The organism is Williamsia sp. R60 (assembly GCF_054063855.1).
This window is the reverse complement of the sequence record NZ_JBSSGR010000003.1, coordinates 79,500-98,129: the sequence shown is the minus strand read 5'-3', so window position 1 is coordinate 98,129 and position 18,630 is coordinate 79,500. Positions and strand designations below refer to the sequence as shown.

Sequence of the window (18,630 nt, the reverse complement as noted above, 5' to 3'; positions counted from 1 at the left end):
ACGGTCAGGAGTCGGTGACGCTCGCCGGTTTCCGGTTCGGTTCCAGGCTGCGCGCACGTAATCGCTTGTAACCCCGCACATTGAGCGGGCCGACGGACTTGAAGAAGAACCGCTCGTCATCGACCGCGTTCGCAAATGTAGTGTCGGTGAGTACTGTGCCCGGGCGCGCCGAGCTGGTGAGGCGAGCGGCGATGTTCACGGGCTCGCCGAAGACGTCGCCAAGTCGTGTCAACACGGTTCCGAGGGCAACACCCACCCGCAGCGGAGGCAGGCCGTGTTCGGCCGAGAGATGTTGCAACGCAACGGCGATCTCGGCGCCCGCCACCGGATCCTCGGTGGAGAACATCACCGCATCGCCGAGCGTCTTGACCACGTGACCACCGCGCGAGTTGACCACCTCGAACGCGTTCGTCTCGAACGTCTCGAGGAGATCGTCGAGTTCTTCCATCCCGATCTTGCGTGAGAGACTGGTGTAGCCGACGATGTCGACGAAACCGATTGCCATGGTGCGATTTTCGCCCTCACTCATCGAGAGCGCATTCTGCAGTGCGGCAGACAGGTGGCGGCGCCAGATCAGGATTTGCACCCGCTGGACAGCCTGGAGCATCTGGGCGAGGTCCGGACTGTCGGCGGCCCGCATTCGCTCGGCGATGTGGTGTGCCTGCCATTCGGCCAGCCGCGACATCGTCTGGCCGAGAGCACGTGCCATCCCGATCTCGAACTCCTCGGGCTGTGCCTCATCGAGACCATGGACGAGTTGCAAGGCCTGGACGTCGTCGGCGGTGAAGAGGGGTTCGTCGGTCTTGTCCATGGCGAACCCGAAAGCGGTCCACACCCGGTCGGCGAACTCGGTCGGGATGTTGAGTGCGGCGGTGACGTCTTCACGGGTGAACAGTCGCTTGCCGCCGAGCAGCAGCGATTCGATCGCTTCAGCGGAGACATCCGACTCGTCGGTCATGACATCGGCGTCCGAGAGGGATCGGTTGCCGGAACCACGCGCAGGCCCAGTACGCCTTTCATCAGGTACGCGAGCAACGCAGGCATCTCGGGCCGAGTCCAGTTGCGACGCAAGCGCATGGCGTCATTGGCGATGGTCAGTGCTGCGTGCACGGTCAGTGCGGCCTCCGGGCCTGGAAGGTCGGTCTCGATCTGCTCGACCAGGTTCACCCATCGTGCCACGTACCGGCGTTGATAGAGGATGAGTTCGCCATTGTCGAAACCTTCGAGGACGCTGCGGCTGTTGAACGAGACCGACAGGTCCGGAGTGGACGTGAGGACCTGGATGTAGGAGTCGACGAGCAGGGACAGCAGGGCTGCGGGGTTGTCGGCCACCGAGTACGCGGCGATCGCGCTGGCCTCGAGGCGGTTGGCGCTGCGCTGGCTGATCGCGATCAGGATCGCTTGTTTGCTCGGAAAGTGCTTGTAGACACTGGGGCCGGTGATACCCACGGCCTCGCCGATCTCGTCGACACCCACGGTGGCGAATCCGCGCCGCTGGAACAGTTCGGCGGCCGCGTCGAGGATCTCGTCGCGCCGGCCGGCGGGCTCGGCGAGACCTGCAGGTGGAGGTGCGATGGCGGCTGCGTGATCGGGGGTCATCTCCACCACCCGGCCGACCAGCGTCACCAGACGTGCGATGGCGCGTGAGTTCGAGATGCGGGTGCGGTGTACGGACACACTGCCGTTGACGCTCAGGATGGTCCACGCCAGTTGGTCGACATCACGTGGAGACAGGTCGGTGCGGTGACCGAAGACCGCCCCCGACCACCGGTGCAGCACGGTGCGGGTACGCCGGGCTACCTCGTCGTTCTGCTCTGGGGACAGGTGGGCGGTGGACCAACGCCAGAGTGCTGCCGAGTTCGGATTGGTGACGCCGAGCGCACACAGCTTCTCGATGGCCTTGCCGATCGGGATCTGGCCGTCTGCCGCGGGGGAGAGGGCGGTGTCGGTGCATTGCTCGATGTCCTCGACGCCCGACATCACCGCGGCGAACAGGATCGCCTGTTTGTCGGCGAAATGACGGTAGATGGAGGGGCCCGTGACGCCTGCGGCCTTGGCGATGTCCGCAACCGAGACGTGGTCGTACCCTCGCGCCAGGAACAGTTCGGCCGCGCGGTCGACCAGCTGGCGCTTGCGATCGGCGGGCCGACTCTGGCGCTGGGGGCGCGAGACGGGTGTGACGTCGGGGTTGGTGGACATTGTGAATCCACCCTAGCTCATGAAGGCGCTATTGAATGCTGCTCTGTACTCGGGGTATGGTCAAATAAGTTACAGCGCGTTAGCCTCATGTAGCTGGAGGAATATCAGCGAGGCGAGCGCCCGCGAACATCGCAGTTCATTTGAAAGGAAACCTCAGCGTGACTGATGCATATATCTACGAGGCCATTCGTACGCCTCGTGGCAAGCAGCGTAAGGGCTCGCTGCACAGCGTGAAGCCCGTCGACCTCATCGTCGGCCTCATCAACGAACTCAAGGTCCGCTTCCCGGACATGGATCCCGCCGACATCGACGACGTGATCCTCGGTGTGGTTTCCCCCGTCGGCGAGCAGGGTGCGGTCATCCCGCGTACCGCCGCCCTCGTGGCAGGACTGCCGGACACCGTGCCGGGCACCCAGATCAACCGCTTCTGTGCCTCCGGCCTCGAAGCCACCAACCTCGCGGCCCAGAAGGTCGCATCGGGCTGGGACAACCTGGTCATCGCCGGCGGCGTCGAGTCCATGTCGCGCGTGCCCATGGGCAGCGACGGTGGCGCGATGTTCACCGACCCCGCCACGGCCTACGACCTCTACATCGCCCCGCAGGGCATCGGCGCAGACCTGATCGCCACCATCGAAGGTTTCTCCCGTGAAGACGTCGACGCGTACGCCGCCGAGTCGCAGGCGCGCGCCGAGGCCGCATGGTCGGGCGGATACTTCGCCAAGTCGGTCGTGCCGGTCAAGGACATCAACGGCGTCACGCTGCTCGACCACGACGAGCACCGTCGTCCCGGCAGCACTGTCGAGAGCCTGGGCAAGCTGAAGTCGGCCTTCGAGGGCCTGGCCGCGATGACCGGCTTCGATGACGTGGCGCTGCAGAAGTACGTCAACGTGGAGAAGATCAATCACGTTCACACCGGCGGCAACTCGTCCGGCATCGTCGACGGTTCAGCTCTGGTGCTGGTCGGCAGCGAAGAGGCAGGCAAGCGCGCCGGCCTCACCCCGCGCGCCCGCGTCGTGGCCACCGCACAGACCGGCAGCGACCCCACGATCATGCTCACCGGACCCACCCCGGCCACCGAGCTGGTACTCAAGAAGGCCGGACTCACCGTCGAGGACATCGACGTGTTCGAGCTGAACGAGGCGTTCGCCTCGGTTGTCATGAAGTGGCTCAAGGATCTGAAGATCCCGCACGAGAAGACCAACGTCAACGGCGGTGCCATCGCGATGGGCCACCCGCTCGGCGCAACCGGCGCAATGCTGGTGGGCACCGTGCTCGACGAGCTCGAGCGCACCGGCGGCCGCTACGGCCTGATCACGTTGTGCATCGGTGGCGGCATGGGTGTTGCCACCATCATCGAGCGTGTCTGACCTCCGGACTTCTTCCCCTTCGCCAGAAAGAGCTTTGAATACCTATGACTGACAACATGATCGGCTGGGAGCAGGACGGCGACGGCGTCGTTGTGCTCACCATGGACGACCCGAACCAGGGCGCCAACACCATGAACGACCTGTACAACTCATCGATGGCGGCAACTGTCGACCGCCTCGAGGCCGAGAAGGACAACATCTCGGGCGTGATCCTCACCTCGGCGAAGAAGACCTTCTTCGCCGGCGGTGACCTCAAGGACATGACGTCGGACCGCAGTGGTGTGGACAAGGCCGAACTGGCCACCCAGATCACTAACAACGCCAACCAGATGAAGGCAGTGCTGCGCCGGCTCGAGACCCTCGGCAAGCCCGTGGTCGCGGCCATCAACGGTGCCGCACTCGGTGGCGGCCTCGAGATCGCGCTGCACACCCACTACCGCATCGCTGCCGACGTCAAGGGCATCAAGATCGGTCTGCCCGAGGTCACCCTGGGTCTGCTGCCCGGCGGCGGCGGCGTGGTCCGTACGGTTCGTCTCCTCGGCCTCCAGAACGCGTTGATGAACGTGCTGCTGCAGGGCCCGAGTTTCAACGCCACCAAGGCGAAGGAAACCGGTCTCGTGGATGAGGTCGTCGGTTCGGTGGACGAACTGATCCCCGCTGCGAAGGCGTGGATCTCGGCGAATCCCGAAGCAGCACAGCCGTGGGACACAAAGGGCTACAAGATGCCCGGTGGCTCACCGACCAGCCCGTCGCTGGCCCAGATGCTCCCGGCCATGCCCGCCCTCCTGCGCAAGCAGCTCAAGGGTGCCCCGATGCCGGCGCCGCGTGCCATCATGGCTGCCGCGATCGAGGGTGCATACGTCGACGTCGACACCGCGGACGTCGTGGAGACGCGCTACTTCGTGTCGCTGGTGACCGGCCAGGTCGCTCAGAACATGATCAAGGCGTTCTTCTTCGACCTGCAGGCCATCAACGGTGGCGCATCCCGTCCCGAGGGTTTCGAGAAGTACACCGCCAAGAAGGTCGGTGTCATCGGCGCCGGCATGATGGGCGCGGCCATCGCGTATGTCTCGGCCAAGGCCGGCATCGAGGTCGTCCTCAAGGACATCAACATCGAGGCCGCCGAAAAGGGCAAGAACTACTCGGTCAAGCTGGAGGAGAAGGCTCTCTCGCGTGGGAAGACCACCCAGGAGAAGTCCGACGCGCTGCTCGCCCGCATCACCCCGACCACCGATGCGGCCGACTTCAAGGGTGTCGACCTGGTGATCGAGGCGGCCTTCGAGTCGGTGGAGGTCAAGCACCAGGTGTTCCAGGAGATCGAAGACATCGTCGAGCCCGACGCGGTCCTCGGATCCAACACCTCCACGTTGCCCATCACCAGTCTCGCCGAAGGTGTGAAGCGGTCCGAGGACTTCATCGGTATCCACTTCTTCTCGCCGGTCGACAAGATGCCTCTGGTGGAGATCATCAAGGGCGCCAAGACCTCTGACGCCGTGCTGGCGAAGGTCATCGACTACACCCTGCAGATCCGCAAGACCCCGATCGTCGTCAACGACAGTCGTGGATTCTTCACCTCGCGGGTCATCGGTACCTTCATCAACGAGGCCATCGCGGCTGTCGGCGAAGGTGTGGAGCCCACGTTCATCGAGCAGGCGGGCGCACAGGCCGGCTACCCGGCTCCGCCGCTGCAGCTCATGGACGAGCTCACGCTCACCCTGCCGCAGAAGATCCGCAAGGAAACCGAGAAGGCACTCGCCAACGAGGGCAAGCCGGTTCCCCAGCACGGTTCCAATGCCGTGGTGGACAAGATGGTCGACGACCTCGGTCGTCCCGGACGCTCCGGCGGCAAGGGCTTCTACGAGTACGACGAGAACGGCAAGCGCGTCCGCATCTGGCCGGGTCTGCGTGAGGCGTTCAACTCGGGCACCAAGGAGATCCCCTTCGAGGACATGAAGGAGCGGATGCTCTTCGCCGAGGCCCTCGAGACCGTCAAGTGCTTCGACGAGGGTGTGCTGGAGACCGTGGCCGATGCGAACATCGGCTCGATCTTCGGTATCGGATTCCCCGCCTGGACCGGCGGCGTGATCCAGTACATCAACCAGTACGAGGGTGGCCTGCAGGGCTTCGTCGACCGCTCACGCGATCTGGCATCGAAGTACGGCAAGCACTTCGAGCCGCCGCAGTCGCTCGTCGACAAGGCAGCCAAGGGCGAGAAGTACTGACGCTCCCGGTGATCGAGGACTGACCGACAGGTCAGCGACTCGGCTCGTCACGGCCCGGTTCCCGCAAGGGGGCCGGGCCGTTGTCGTACCCGCCGGTGGGTGGGTGGACAGGGGCCAACTCGGGTCGTTTGGGCGACAGTCCGTCGCCGAGTGACCTGCCCCGCATGCGCCGGATGATCCAGGGAATGAAAAACGTTCGGGCCCAGAGTGCTTCGCGAGCGATGATCTGGGCTGCGGTCAGCTCTGGGCGTGGTGGCAGGGGAGCGCCCCAGTCAGGTTCGCTGTCAGCAAGATCCAGCGCATACGCGGCTCCGGCCGCAAACCGATCATGACCGAAGGGCGATGCGTGCAACCGGTCGGGTGACCAGGACCGCGCGTCGAGAAGCACTGGGGCGCTGGCGAGATCGACGAGAACGAAGTCGTAGCTGTCGGCGAACTCGCGCATCATCTGATTGACCGCCAGGAGTCGTGACTCGATCCGCCGCGCGATGGGCACGGTCCTGGCCATATTGGGATAGGTGGAGATCAGCACGGTCGCCGAGGTCCGGGCGAGTTCACGATAGATGAAGTCGAGGTCGCGGCGGACCTCTGCGAGGCCGGTGCTGGCAAGCACGTCGTTCATGCCGAGAGGTGCGGCGATCAGGTCGGGTTCCATCGCGAGCGCGGGGTAGAGCTGCTGATCCCGGATCTGGCGCGTTCGGCGTCCGCGCACGGCGAGATTGGCGTAGCGGAAATCGGGATTGTCCCGGGACAGGCGTTCGGCGAGCCGGTCGGCCCATCCGCGGTATCCGGTGACATCGTCACCGTCGCACATTCCTTCGGTCTGGCTGTCGCCGATGGCCACAAAACGTGAATAACTCACCGTGACATTTTATGTGGCGACCCAGCTCTTTCCGGTGCGCCGCTCCGCGCGCACCGCGTCAAGCTGCACGGTTATAGCTCAGAGTCGGGCATTTCGGGCGGGTTCGCGGTTTATCAACAGGCCTATTTCTGCTCCCGAATTGCTCCCGAATTCACCTTGACACCGTTGTAAGGCAAGGGCTACTTTTCGAGTGGCCCAGATCACACCCCGGACTGGGCACGCCGAATGCATTCGCATCCGGCGCACATCCCGTGTAACTCGGAGGGCCTGGTCCGGGCTTATTAGTCATGACCAAATGGCCGCCGGGAAAGGCATTGAAATGCGTAAGAGAACCAGCCGGACGGCGGCAGTATTTGTCGCGGCGGCGTGTGTCTTTTCCGTCGTCTCCTGTAGCGACGACAGCGGGTCCGACGGCGGCAGCAGCAGCGCTGCGGCCGCACCATCGGAAAGCGGTACCAAGGCGACCGGCACTCCGATCAAGGTCGGATTCCTCAATCCGTCGAACGGCCCCATCACCCAGCCCGGAGTGGAGGTCGGCCAGAAGGCGGCGGTCAAGTACATCAACGAGACGCTCGGTGGTGTCGACGGCCATCCGCTCGAGGTCACCAGTTGCGCGGTCGACGTGTCGGCGCCGGAGTCCACCATCGGTTGCGCCAATCAGCTTGTGCAGGCAGGGGTCACGGCGGTCATCGACGGCTACGACGCCGCATCCAGCGCTGCGCTCCCCATTCTCAAGTCGGCGAACATCCCACTCGTGGGCCAGATTCCATTCGACTCGGTGACCGGTTCGTCAGCGGACAACCGCGTCTACTTCGGTCCGCCGCAGGCGTCCTTCCTGGTGGGCGTGATGCAGTCGCTCAAGGCGCAGGGAAAGAACTCCCTGACTCTTGCCAATGTCGATGTGGCAGCCGCACGGCAGACATTCGAACGCATCCTGATGCCGCTGGGCCAGCAGCTCGGCCTGGACGTGAAGAGCGTCTACTACTCACCCACCAACCCGAACTACACCGCGCTTGCATCCACGATCAACTCCGGTAACCCCGATGCGGGTGGTCTGATGACGTCGCAGACCGATGCCAACTGCACCAAGCTCGCGCAGTCGCTGAAGTCCGTCGGCTTCAAGAACACCATGTTCCTCGCTGCCTGCACCGAGTTCATCGACACGATGGGTGCACAGGCTGTCGGCGCCCAGACCTACTCGCCGATCTGGCTCGAGCCGGCAAAGGATTCGGCCCCGGCCGAGATGCAGGAAAACCTGGACATCACCAAGAAGTACGTGGATGAGGCAGGCGACTCCGGCGGCTTCTACGCCTACGGCACCTTCTCGACATTCGTCGACTTCGCCCGGACGCTGAACACCGCCAAGCCGGCCGAGTACACCGGACCGTCGATCCTCGCCGCACTCAAGGGCGTGACCGACTACCAGAGCTGGTTGGGCCCGAAGCTCAGCTGTGGCAAGGCGACCTCGCCGAACTGCACCACCGAGATGTTCGTCTTCGAGGTGGTCGGTGACAAGAAGACCGAGCCCGTCGGCGGCGGACTGACCCAGCCCAACCCGGCTGCACTGCAAGCCATCCCGGGCGCCAGCTAGCCGAACCCGCTCCACGACAGTACAAACCACTGGGGGGTGGATCGCTCGAGACACTCGAGTGATCCACCCCCTGGCCTTGATGCCTTGATCACGCGCATATTCGCCTTGTCACGCAGATCCACACAGTGAGGTGGGCAACGACCCATGAGTCAATTCCTTCAATTCGTCGTCCTCGGCCTTGCGGTCGGGTCGGTCTACTCCGTATTCGCCACATCGCTGGTGGGCATCTATGCAGCCACGGGTGTCATCAACTTCGCGCAGGGCTCCATCGCCCTGTGGGCGGTGTATGTGGTTGCCGCACTGCGCACCGACGGAACGTATGTCCTCCCGATCGGGAGCATCAGCCTCGGCAGTGAAGACAGTCCGACGCCGATGGTGCTCGCCATCGTGATCGGTGTGGCCTCTGCTGCGCTGTGGGCGCTGATCGCGCACTACCTCATCTTCCGGCCTTTGCGCCGCGCCCCGGTGCTGGCGCAGGTCGTCGCATCGGTCGGCCTCATGCTGTTCCTCCAGGCGCTCGTGGACCTGCGATTCGACACCGAATCGCTGATGGCGCTGCCGATCCTGCCGCAGACCACCTTCGAGCTGGCCGGGGCCGTCATCAACCTCAGCGACCTCCTGCTCGCAGTCGTGGCGATAATCATCGCGCTGCTCTTCTGGGCCTACTTCAGTCTGACCACCTTCGGGGTGGCCACCCGCGCCGGCTCCGAAGACGAACTCGCGGCACGACTCGCGGGGTACTCGCCCGACCGGCTCGCCGCCATCGTGTGGGTCATCACCGGTGCGGCCTCAGGTCTCATCGTGGTGCTCGGTGCGTACACCATCGGCTTGGATGCGACGAGCTACACGTTCTACATCATCCCGGCACTGGCCGTCGCACTCGTCGGAAGGCTGACGTCGTTCGGGGTCGCCTGTGTCGCAGGCCTTGTGCTCGGTGCGTTCCAGGCCGTCATCCTGTGGGCCGGCACCCTGGAGTGGTGGCCGACATGGGCACAGACCGGTGTCGGCGACGCCGTGCCGTTCATCGTCGTGGTGATCGCGCTGTTCCTGCTGGGCGGCAAGATCCCGTCTCGTGGCTCGCTCGGTGAAGCCAAGATGCCCGCGGTCTTCATTCCGAAGATCCGTCCGATCCCTGTTGTGCTGACGATTGGTGCCGTGGTGGCGGCGGTGCTGTTGACATCCGGCAGTTGGCGATTCGGAATCGTGACGTCGATGATCCTGTCGCTGATCGCGCTGTCGCTGGTGTTGCTGACCGGCTATCTCGGTCAGATCTCGCTGGCGAGTATGGCCTTCGCGGGTTCGGCAGGGTTTGCCCTGTCGAAGGTGACGACGAACTGGGGCGTTCCGTTCCCGCTGAGCATCCTGCTCTCGGCGCTGATCGCCACCGCGCTCGGAGTGGTCGTCGGCGTTCCCGCCCTGCGCATTCGCGGTGCCCAGCTCGCAGTGGTGACGCTGGCGGCGGCGCTGGCGATCCAGAGTTTCGTGTTCAACAACCCGTCGATCACCCCGTTCGAGGGCAACCTGATCTCCGATCCGAAGTTGTTCGGCTGGGACCTGTCGGTGCGCCAAGGTTCGGAACTCACGACCATCGAGTTCTCGATGATGGTCCTGGTGGTGGTGACCGTGCTGACCCTCATCGTGATGCGTTTCATGGCAGGCGCCACCGGACGCGCCTTCCTGGCCGTTCGTTCGAATGAGCGGGCCGCCGCCTCGGTCGGAATCAACGTCGCCGCAACAAAATTGCTCGGCTTCGCCCTCTCGGCATTCCTGGCCGGGGTGGGTGGATGCCTCATCGGATACAGCCGCGGACAGCTGTCGGCAGCGTCGTTCACGGTGATCATCGGGCTGACCTTGTTGGCGATGACCTACGTCGGCGGGATCACGTCGGTGTCGGGTGCCTTCATCGCCGGCATCATCGGCCCCTTGGGCGTGGGATACGTGTTCCTCACCCAGACAATCGATTTCGGTCAGTACTACCAGATCATCGCCGCCGGCAGCCTGCTGCTGATGGCGGTCCTGAACCCCGTCGGCGTCGTCGGAGCCGTCAGGGAGACCGTCGACCACATCAAGGCGAGGGCCGGGAAGAACCGAAACAACAACACATCCGGACCGGACACGAAGTCGGTCGCAACATCCGAACCGAAAGCGAGCTCTCATGTCGGCTGAAGCACATGGCGCACTGCTGCAGGCCCGCAATCTGTCGGTGCGGTACGGCGGCGTCGTCGCCAATGACAACATCACCCTCGAGGTCGGTGCCGGCGAGATCGTCGGACTGATCGGTCCGAACGGCGCAGGCAAGACCACCTTCGTCGACGCCGTCACCGGTTTCACCAAGTCGACCGGTGAGGTGTCGATGGCGGGCGTCCGGATCGACGGACGCCCTCCTCACCGGCGGCGGGGGACGGGAATGGCCCGAACCTGGCAGGCGGGTGAGCTGTTCGCCGATCTGACCGTGGCCGAGAACCTGGCGGTCGCGGTGCAGAAACCGGGACTCAAGGCGCTCGTCACCGACGTATTCACCGGCTCCAAGCCGCCGGCCGACACAATCGGCGACGCGCTCGCGATGGTGGGTCTGACCGAGGCCGCCGACAAGCGTCCGAGTGAACTGGCTTTGGGCCAGCAGAAGTTGGTCGGTGTGGCCCGGGCGCTCGTCGGGGGCACGAGCATGGTGCTCCTCGACGAGCCGGCCGCAGGTCTGGACACTCATGAGAGTCGTGACTTCGGCAACGAGCTGCGCCGGATCGCCGCCAGCGGAATCGGTGTCCTGCTCATCGACCACGACATGTCACTGGTCCTCGATGTGTGCCATCGCTTGTACGTGCTCGACTTCGGCAAGGTCATCGCTGCGGGTCCCCCTCAGGAGATCCGCGACGACCCCAAGGTCGTGTCGGCTTACCTGGGCAGTGCCGAGGTGGAGGCCGAAGTAGAGATCGACGAAAACGGACAGTCCGCGGCTTCGCCTGTACTGCAGAAAGGTACGGCACAGTGACACATTCATCTGGGACAGATCCTTCGGGCACCGACCCTTCTGGCACCGACCCGTCATTGCCCGACACTCCCGCAACACGTCCTGCAGGGGCGCATGCAGCCGGAACCGACAAGCGTGCCCCCACAACCCGATCCGGTGATCCGGTTCTGACCATCGAGGGCCTCAACGTCGGATATGGCGGTGTGCCGGCCGTCCGCGACTTCAATGCCAGCTTGCGCGCGGGGGAGATACTGGCTCTGCTCGGGCCCAACGGCGCCGGAAAGACCACCACCCTGCTCGCGACGATCGGTGCGCTACCCATGTTGTCGGGCAAGGTCACCGCACTCGGACAGCCGCTGGACAAACGCGTCGAGCGCAACGCCCGCCGCGGGGTGACGATGGTGCCGGACAACCGTGGTGTGTTCCACAAGCTCACGGTCTCGGACAACCTCCGATTGTCGAAACGCAAGAACGGTGCCGAGCTGAGTGACGTCTTCGAGTACTTCCCGAAGCTCAAGACCCTCAAAGGTCGTCGCTGCGGCAATCTCTCGGGTGGGGAGCAGCAGATGCTGGCCCTGGCCAAGGCGCTCCTGGCCAGACCGAAGGTGTTGCTCATCGACGAACTCAGCCTGGGACTGTCGCCGATCGCGGTGAAAGATCTGCTGCCCCGTCTGCGCACCATCGCCGACGAGCAGGACATGGCGGTGGTCCTGGTGGAGCAGCACATCGACCTCGCGCTCGCGATCGCCGACTCAGCGATAGTGCTGCACCATGGCCGGGTTGCACTGTCCGGGCCCGCAAGTGACCTCCGAGGACAACGAGACAAGGTGGAGGCGGCATACTTCGGCCGGGTCGACGGCGACGTCGCGGCCACGCACTAGACACCGATTCGGTGGATGCTGCGTCAGATTCGCGTGGAGGAGGGGCAGTGCCGAAGGCGAGCAGCCAGAAGCGTGGTGGATCTCCTGCCAAGCCGTCCGCAGCGAAAGCCGCTGCCCGCAGCACTCGGAACCGTCCCACCGATTCCGAATTGCTCGACGCCGCGCTGTCGGTGATCGCGGACGTCGGCGCCGAACGCGCAACGATGGACATGATCGCCGACCGGGGTGGCACCTCACGGGTGACCTTGTACGCGCACTTCGGTTCTCGTGACGGGCTCGTGGACGCAGTCATCGACCGTGAGCTGGATGCGCTGACCGCATGGATGTTCGCCGCGTACGACAAGGGCGAAACCATGGCCTACGGTGACCGGGCGAAGTATTCGGTCGAGTCGCTGTTCGAGTATGCCCGGAAACAGCCCGAGGGTTTCCGGGTACTGCTCACCAACCGCGCCGACGACAACGTCCCCGGGCGCAGGCTCTTCGCAGCCCTGGAACCGCGGATTGCGCAACGACTCCGGGCCAACTACGCCGAACGAGGGGTGGAGGTGCAGGCCAGCGCCGACACCCTGGCCTCGCTGCTCCTCGGGATGAGCCTGGACGTGGCCTACCGCGCGGTGATCGTGTCCGGTGCGGGAATCGACGCGGCGTGCGACCTGGCGGTGACGGCGTCACTCGCGGTACTGCGTTCGGTGGAGGTCCGTCAACTCCATGCGATCGACGAGTCACTCGCAACGCGATGACGGGGCGCGACGAGAACCGACCGTGCGCACCCGCGAAACAGGAACACGTTCTAATCTAGAGCGGTGGACGTGACATATGAAGAGAGCAAAAGGGAACTGCAGACCGACCAAGGGGTACTGCGGTACCACGAAGCGGGGTCGGGTCCGCCGCTGATCCTGCTGCACGGTTCGGGACCAGGTGTCACCGGCTGGCGCAACTACCGCGGCAACATCGGGGTCTTTGCAGAGACCCATCACTGCTACGTGCTCGAGTTCCCGGGCTTCGGGGTCAGCGACCCGGTCAAAGGACACCCCGTGCTCACCGCCGGATCGTCGGTCATCCGGTTCATGGATGCTCTCGGTATCGAATCAGCGCCGGTGATCGGCAACTCCATGGGTGGTGTGGTCGGGGTCAACCTGGCGATCAAGAAGCCCGAGCGGGTCAGCAAGCTCGTGACCATCGGCGGCGTCGGCCCGAACGTCTTCAGCTCCAGCCCCAGCGAAGGACTGCGGTTGTTGCAGGAGTTCACCGACGGGCCCGACCGGGACAAGCTGGTGCGGTGGCTGACCGCCATGGTCTACGACCCCGCGCTCATCACCGAAGAGCTCATCGAGGAGCGATGGGAAGCGGCGATCAACCCGGACGCACAGGAGACCGCGCAGATGATGTACGGCTCAGCGGCTTTCGCCATGCAGCAACAGTTCATGGCCGCATCGGACACGCCGCCTTACTGGTCGATGATGCACAAGGTGTCGTGCCCGACCCTGCTCACCTGGGGTCGCGACGATCGGGTGAGTCCGCCGGACATGTCGATGGTGCCCATGCGGCTGATCCCGAACGCCGAACTGCACATCTTCCCCAACTGCGGCCACTGGGTGATGATCGAGGCGAAGAGGGCCTTCGAGGGAGCGGTACTCGACTTCCTGGGTCGGTGAGTCGAGTCGCCGGCAACCGGTCGCCGCTGTTGGGTCAGTGGGCGTCGGGTCCGGCGGTGACAACCTGAAGGGCGATCTCCGCGAGCTTGACGTTGGCATCCTGTGACAGTCGTGCCAGCAGGCGGAAGGCCTCGTCGGGGTCGAGTCCGTACCGTTCCATGATCATGCCCTTGGCCTGACCGATGATGTCGCGGTTGGTGAGAGCGGCGCGGATCTGGTCACGTTCGCGAACGGCTGAGAACGCGATCGCGGCGTGCGCGGCGAACAGCGAGCCGATCGACACCGACTCGTCGTCGAACGCATTCGGCGTCGAACTGTGCAGATTGAGAGCGCCGAAGTTCTCGTTCTCGATGTAGAGGCAGAAGCAGATCATCGACTTGATGCCGAGCTCGTTCGCGCCGGCGGCGAACGCCGGCCAGCGGGAGTCGGTTGCCATGTTGTCGATGCGCACGGTTTCTTCGCTGAGGGCCGAGCGAATGCAGGGACCTTCTCCGAGTTCCTGCTGCAACTCGTCCGACTTGCCTGCCAGGTCACCGATCATCACGGGTGTTTGGACCTGGCCTTTGCCCGTCACGAGCGTGACGCTGGCGTACTCCGCGCCGGGAACCGACTCAACGGCCGACTTTGAGATAGCATGCAAAATGGACTCGGTGTCTTTACTCTCCGACCGCAAAAGCCGCGCCACGTCGGCCATCTGAGCCGACAGGGCGGTGGACGGTGGGTAGATCTGCTGTGACTCCATGTGACCTCATCCTCGCAATGCCGTTTCCCGACGACAGGGAAAGCTTACTTTCCGATGTCAAATTGCCGCGTCTCGACTGACGTGATCATACTGCCCCGGAAATAGCTGCGACGTGGGAATACTTGGCGAGATGGTGATGTGAACGACGACTCTCGCATTCGGTTGTGGCCGTTGAACAAAGGACACCCTGTCGAGTATGTTGGGCGTTCTGGCGTGCGGGGGATCAACCGAAGGAATTACATGCAGATCAACGCAACGAGCCGTCGCGGCCTCGGCCGGCTGACGGTCGTCGTGGCGGGGGCTGCTCTGTGTGCGGGCATCTCTGCGTCCCCCATCGGAGCCGACCCCCTGTGGCCCGGTGGGCCCGAGGTCCCGGGCGTTTCCGCGCCCTCGGCCCCCAGCACCACCCCCAGTACCTCGCCGAGCGACGACCGCCCACTCGGCCGGGCGAACTTCTCCACACCGTCGCTCGATCCAGCTGACGGTGAGACCGTCGGCGTGGCGCAGCCCGTGGTGATCAGGTTCCAAGACGCCGTCGACGACAAGAAGACCGCCGAGAAGGCCATCCGCGTCACCACCAGTCCGGAAGTAAAGGGCCACCTCTACTGGGTGGGCCACAAAGAGGTTCGGTGGAAGCCTGAGGGATTCTGGCCGGCCGGCACCGACGTGACTGTCGAAGCCGGTAGTGCCACATCGAATTTCACGATCGGCGAGTCATGGGTGGCCACTGCCGACGACAACACCCACACCATCACCGTGACCGTCGACGGTGACGTGGTGCGCACGATGCCGATGTCGATGGGGTCGAACGACAACCCCACCCCCAACGGGGTCTACACCGTGGGGGAACGATTCGCCGACATGTACATGGACTCCTCGACCTACGGGGTGCCGGTCGATTCGCCCGACGGCTACCGCACCTACGTCGAGTACGCGACGCGTATCTCCAACAGCGGCATCTTCGTGCATGCTGCGCCCTGGTCGGTGGGACAGCAAGGCAACACCAACGTCTCGCACGGCTGCCTCAACGTGAGCACCGAGGACGGCCGCTGGTTCTTCGAGAACGCACCCAAGGGCGCACCCGTCATCGTGCAGAACACCATCGGCGGAACCGTCGACCCCACCGACGGCCTCACCGACTTCACCACGCCGTAGACCCCCGATCTTGGTGGGTTCGGGCGAGTGAACCCGCAGGTCGTGCTCACCGGAACCCACCAAAATCGGGGTGCTGGGGTCACCAGATGCGGACGCGGTCCCCGTCGTCGAGATACAGGGCGTCGTCGGGGCTGACATCGAAGGCCTCGTAGAAGGCGTCGATGTTGCTGATCACCCCGTTGCAGCGGAACTCCGGCGGTGAATGCGGGTCGATCGACAACCGGCGGATGGCCTCGGCGTCACGGGTTTTGGTGCGCCAGACCTGAGCCCACCCGTAGAACACCCGCTGCAGACCGGTCAGTCCGTCGATCACCGGGGCAGGCTTGCCGTCCAACGCGATCTGGTACGCCACCAACGAGATCGACAGCCCGCCGAGGTCGCCGATGTTCTCGCCGATGGTGAACTCGCCGTTGACCTTGTACTTCTCGTCGAGGCCCTTGGGGGTGAAGTTGCCGTACTGGTCGATGAGTTTGCGTGTGCGGGTACCGAATTCGGCACGATCGTCGTCGGTCCACCAGTCGACCAGGTTGCCGTCGCCGTCGTACTTGGCACCTTGATCGTCGAACCCGTGCCCGATCTCGTGACCGATGACCGCGCCGATGCCGCCGTAGTTCGCCGCATCGTCGGCCTCGGGATCGAAGAACGGCGGTTGCAGGATGGCCGCGGGGAAGACGATCTCGTTCATGCCGGGGTTGTAGTAGGCGTTGACCGTCTGCGGGGTCATGAACCACTCGTCGTGGTCAACCGGGCTGCCGATCTTCGCGAACTCCCGGTCTTCTTCGTAAGCGCTTGCGCGAGCGATGTTGCCGAACAGGTCGTCCCGTTCGATGCGTAGCGATGAGTAGTCGCGCCAGGTCGCCGGATAACCGATCTTCGGGGTGAACTTCTCGAGCTTGACCAGCGCCTTCTCGCGGGTCTGCGGGCTCATCCAGTCGAGGTCGCTGATGTTGCGGCGATAGGCCTTGACGAGGTTGTCGATCAAGACGTCCATCCGGGCTTTGGCCTCGGGCGGGAAGTGCTTGGCCACATACAGTTTCCCGACAGCGAAGCCCAGGCACTGCTCCACCAGCCCGACCCCGCGTTTCCAGCGGTCGCGGATCACCTCCGAACCGGTGAGGGTCTTGCCGTAGAAGGCGAAGTTCTCGGCGACGAACTCGTCGGACAGGTACGGCGATGCCGAATGCAACAGACGCCACTGCGCCCATGTCTTCCACTCGTCGAGGTCGCGGTCGGCCCACAACGCCGCCACACCTTCGACGAAAGTCGGCTGCCCGACCACCACTTCGCCGAACGTGGTCGCAGGTTCGGTGTGCAGCCCCGAGATCCAGGATTCGACGTCGAAGCCTGCTGCCTGGTCGGTCAATTCGGCAAAAGAGCGCAGGTTGTAGGACAGGTCGGCGTCGCGGCGGCGAACCACGTCCCAGTGCTGCGCGGCGATGGCCGTCTCCAGATCCACAACCGTTGCCGCTCGCGCTGCCGCGTCGTCGAAGCCGGCGAGTGCAAACATCTTCTCCACGTGTGCGCGGTAGGCGGCCACGGTCTCGGCGTGGTTGTCCTCGCGGTAATAGGACTCGTCGGGCAGACCGATCCCCGACTGCGTGATGTGGATCAAGTATCGGTCGGACTGCTTGGCGTCGGTGTCGACGTAATACCCGAACAGCCCGCCGATGCCACGGCGTTGCTGTGCACCGACGAGGCGGGCCAGCTCGGTGCGGTCCGCAGCAGCGGCCAGATCGTCGAGGTCGCCGCGAATCGGCGAGATGCCCACTTCGTTGATGCGGGACTCGTCCATGAAACTGGCGAAGAGGTCGCCGATCTTCTGGGCGTCGCTCCCCGGGGCCGGGTCGTTCTCCGCGCATTCGGTGATCAGGTCGCGGACGTTCTCTTCGGCGCGGTCGCGGAGCACATGGAACGCGCCGTCGACGGGACGATCGTCGGGGATGATGTGCTCGCGCAACCATGCCCCGTTGACGTGCTCGAACAGGTCGTCCTGCGGACGCACCGATTCATCGACCCAGCTGAGGTCGATCCCGGACCTGGGGTCCGACGCGTCGGCGGTGATGGAAGGGGTATCGGTGGAAGAAGTCACCAGACCATCCTGGCACTAGAGCCAGTTTTCGTCAGCCGACGGCCGGTTCGGCATCCTGATGGGCATTGAGCAACAGGTGGTCGAAGCTCTGGCGAGCCGTGTCGTCGATGGTCACCGCGCCCGAGGCAGCGGCGACGATGTTCTGTGCCAGGGTTCGCAGTTTTGTGTTCGTCTGCTGTGATCGCCAGGTCAGGACGTCGAAAGCCCGGTCGGCCGGGATGCCGTAGACCAGCATCAACATGCCCTTCGCCTGCTCGATCACGGCCCGCGATGTCGCGAAGTTCTTGACCGCCGCGTCCATCGTCTCTTTGAGCTCGCTGTCGTGGCCGTCGGAGAGGTCGACGTAGAAGCCCTCGGTGCCGGTCACGGCGCCCGACTCGTCCAGCATCTGGTCGCCGATGACCAGCACGTGCCGAACCCGGCCGTCGCGGTCGATGATGCGGTGACGGCTGCTGAAGGGCCGACCGTCCCGGACCAGGCCGTCGATGGCCTGGGCGACCCGCTCGCGGTCGTCGGGATGTTTGTGGTCGAGCAGGAACTGCGTGGTGGGATTCACCTCGCCGGGACGGTACCCGTGAATCGCGGCGACCTCATCAGACCACTCCCAACGCCGTTCTCTGGCGTAGAAGCGGAAACTACCCACCGTGTGTGGGGTGCCACCCAGGACATGTTCGATGGACTGACCATCGGTGGGGTTGTTTTCCATGTAGAAGCTCCTCGGCCAACGTGCGGACAGAGTTGTAGAACCGTCGCGCTGTGGTGCAGGTTGGCGGCTAGATGAGGCCCACTATCTGGAGCTAAAGATTTTTTAGCATGAAGGTGCGATCCATCGCCACACGCCCCGCGGACGAGTCGCAATGGCGGACGCACCCCCGCTCACCGCCTGTGATGCCGGATGT

The 18,630-nt window shown here is 64.4% G+C and carries 15 protein-coding genes; 9 read left to right on the top strand and 6 right to left on the bottom strand.

What is annotated here, in order from left to right:
- Nucleotides 1–4 precede the first annotated feature (4 nt).
- Both ACVWY6_RS13730 and ACVWY6_RS13725 read right to left on the bottom strand, forming a co-directional pair.
- Nucleotides 5–958 (bottom strand): adenylate/guanylate cyclase domain-containing protein, encoded by a 954-nt coding sequence (locus ACVWY6_RS13730; protein WP_457538741.1) that lies wholly within the window; start codon nt 956–958, stop codon nt 5–7.
- Nucleotides 955–2,199: a TetR/AcrR family transcriptional regulator gene (locus tag ACVWY6_RS13725; RefSeq protein ID WP_457538739.1), complete on the bottom strand. Its 1,245-nt coding sequence runs from the start codon at nt 2,197–2,199 to the stop codon at nt 955–957. Before ACVWY6_RS13725 ends, ACVWY6_RS13730 begins: the two co-directional genes overlap by 4 nt.
- A gap of 158 nt (nt 2,200–2,357) precedes the next feature.
- On the opposite strand from ACVWY6_RS13725, the gene ACVWY6_RS13720 reads away from it, so the two are divergent.
- Both ACVWY6_RS13720 and ACVWY6_RS13715 read left to right on the top strand, forming a co-directional pair.
- Nucleotides 2,358–3,566, top strand: a complete 1,209-nt coding sequence (locus ACVWY6_RS13720; RefSeq protein ID WP_023962434.1) for an acetyl-CoA C-acetyltransferase — start codon at nt 2,358–2,360, stop codon at nt 3,564–3,566.
- A 44-nt stretch (nt 3,567–3,610) separates the two neighbouring features.
- Nucleotides 3,611–5,788 carry a 3-hydroxyacyl-CoA dehydrogenase NAD-binding domain-containing protein gene (locus tag ACVWY6_RS13715; RefSeq protein WP_457538737.1) on the top strand — a complete coding sequence of 726 codons (2,178 nt, stop codon included), beginning with the start codon at nt 3,611–3,613 and terminating at the stop codon, nt 5,786–5,788.
- A 31-nt stretch (nt 5,789–5,819) separates the two neighbouring features.
- On the opposite strand, the gene ACVWY6_RS13710 is transcribed toward ACVWY6_RS13715, so the two are convergent.
- On the bottom strand, nt 5,820–6,650 hold the full coding sequence (locus tag ACVWY6_RS13710; RefSeq protein WP_457538735.1) for an SGNH/GDSL hydrolase family protein: 831 nt from the start codon (nt 6,648–6,650) through the stop codon (nt 5,820–5,822).
- A gap of 319 nt (nt 6,651–6,969) precedes the next feature.
- Between ACVWY6_RS13710 and ACVWY6_RS13705 the strand changes: the two genes are divergently transcribed.
- From ACVWY6_RS13705 to ACVWY6_RS13680, 6 genes are all read left to right on the top strand, one after another.
- Nucleotides 6,970–8,241 (top strand): ABC transporter substrate-binding protein, encoded by a 1,272-nt coding sequence (locus tag ACVWY6_RS13705; RefSeq protein WP_457538734.1) that lies wholly within the window; start codon nt 6,970–6,972, stop codon nt 8,239–8,241.
- A gap of 144 nt (nt 8,242–8,385) precedes the next feature.
- Nucleotides 8,386–10,407 (top strand): ABC transporter permease, encoded by a 2,022-nt coding sequence (locus ACVWY6_RS13700; RefSeq protein ID WP_457538733.1) that lies wholly within the window; start codon nt 8,386–8,388, stop codon nt 10,405–10,407.
- Nucleotides 10,397–11,230, top strand: coding sequence for an ABC transporter ATP-binding protein (locus ACVWY6_RS13695; protein WP_062796783.1), 834 nt, complete (start codon nt 10,397–10,399; stop codon nt 11,228–11,230). The genes ACVWY6_RS13700 and ACVWY6_RS13695 overlap by 11 nt, the downstream gene beginning before the upstream one ends.
- 146 nt (nt 11,231–11,376) lie before the next feature.
- Entirely contained in the window at nt 11,377–12,090 is a 714-nt protein-coding gene (locus ACVWY6_RS13690; protein ID WP_030175131.1) for an ABC transporter ATP-binding protein, read from the top strand.
- 149 nt (nt 12,091–12,239) lie between these two features.
- Nucleotides 12,240–12,830, top strand: coding sequence for a TetR/AcrR family transcriptional regulator (locus ACVWY6_RS13685; protein ID WP_235189670.1), 591 nt, complete (start codon nt 12,240–12,242; stop codon nt 12,828–12,830).
- Nucleotides 12,831–12,893: 63 nt separating this feature from the next.
- Nucleotides 12,894–13,745: an alpha/beta fold hydrolase gene (locus tag ACVWY6_RS13680; RefSeq protein ID WP_023962448.1), complete on the top strand. Its 852-nt coding sequence runs from the start codon at nt 12,894–12,896 to the stop codon at nt 13,743–13,745.
- A 34-nt stretch (nt 13,746–13,779) separates the two neighbouring features.
- On the opposite strand, the gene ACVWY6_RS13675 is transcribed toward ACVWY6_RS13680, so the two are convergent.
- Nucleotides 13,780–14,487, bottom strand: coding sequence for a GAF and ANTAR domain-containing protein (locus ACVWY6_RS13675; RefSeq protein ID WP_457538732.1), 708 nt, complete (start codon nt 14,485–14,487; stop codon nt 13,780–13,782).
- 240 nt (nt 14,488–14,727) lie between these two features.
- Between ACVWY6_RS13675 and ACVWY6_RS13670 the strand changes: the two genes are divergently transcribed.
- On the top strand, nt 14,728–15,642 hold the full coding sequence (locus ACVWY6_RS13670; protein ID WP_457538731.1) for a L,D-transpeptidase: 915 nt from the start codon (nt 14,728–14,730) through the stop codon (nt 15,640–15,642).
- A 79-nt stretch (nt 15,643–15,721) separates the two neighbouring features.
- Here ACVWY6_RS13670 and ACVWY6_RS13665 read toward each other — a convergent pair whose 3' ends face one another.
- Both ACVWY6_RS13665 and ACVWY6_RS13660 read right to left on the bottom strand, forming a co-directional pair.
- Entirely contained in the window at nt 15,722–17,731 is a 2,010-nt protein-coding gene (locus ACVWY6_RS13665; protein WP_457538729.1) for a M13 family metallopeptidase, read from the bottom strand.
- A gap of 31 nt (nt 17,732–17,762) precedes the next feature.
- A complete protein-coding gene (locus tag ACVWY6_RS13660; RefSeq protein WP_457538727.1) occupies nt 17,763–18,437 on the bottom strand; it encodes a PAS and ANTAR domain-containing protein in 675 nt (224 codons plus the stop codon).
- Nucleotides 18,438–18,630 lie beyond the last annotated feature (193 nt).